Genomic DNA, 513 nt, shown 5'->3' on the forward strand with positions numbered 1-513 from the left:
TGGCGCAGCGCGTCGATCGGGTTGAGCGAGGCCGCGAGGCGCGCCGGGAAATAGCCGAACACCACACCGATCAACGCCGAAATGCCAAAGGCGATGATGTTGATTTGCGGCACGAACAGGTAATCGACCTTCATCACGCCCGATAGCCCCAGTACCGCCACTTGCGCCACGATCAGCCCGATCACCCCGCCCAGCATCGACAAGGCAATCGCCTCGACCAGAAACTGCATCAGCACCTCATTCGCCACTGCGCCGATCGCGAGGCGGATGCCGATCTCGCGCGTGCGTTCGGTTACCGACACCAGCATGATGTTCATGATGCCGCTGCCCCCCACGATCAGGCTGATCGCCGCCACCGTGGTGACGATGCCGGTGAGCAAGGTCGTCGATTGCGTCAGCGTCGCGGAAATCTGCGCGGTGTCGAAGATGTTGAAATCATCGTCCTTGCCGCCGGTGATGTTGCGCCGTTCGCGCAGCAGATTCTCGATCGCGGCCTGCACTGCGGCACTCGCA

1 protein-coding gene is annotated in these 513 nt (G+C 62.4%); it reads right to left on the reverse strand.

Annotation, left to right across the window (positions count from 1 at the left end; translation table 11 throughout):
- On the reverse strand, nucleotides 1–500 hold a 500-nt coding region (locus tag AACY52_RS30130), incomplete at its 3' end, for an FtsX-like permease family protein (RefSeq protein ID WP_339561350.1).
- Nucleotides 501–513 lie beyond the last annotated feature (13 nt).

Source organism: Pseudomonas sp. EA_65y_Pfl1_P113, assembly GCF_963970525.1.
GTDB classification, from domain to species: domain Bacteria; phylum Pseudomonadota; class Gammaproteobacteria; order Pseudomonadales; family Pseudomonadaceae; genus Aquipseudomonas; species Aquipseudomonas tritici.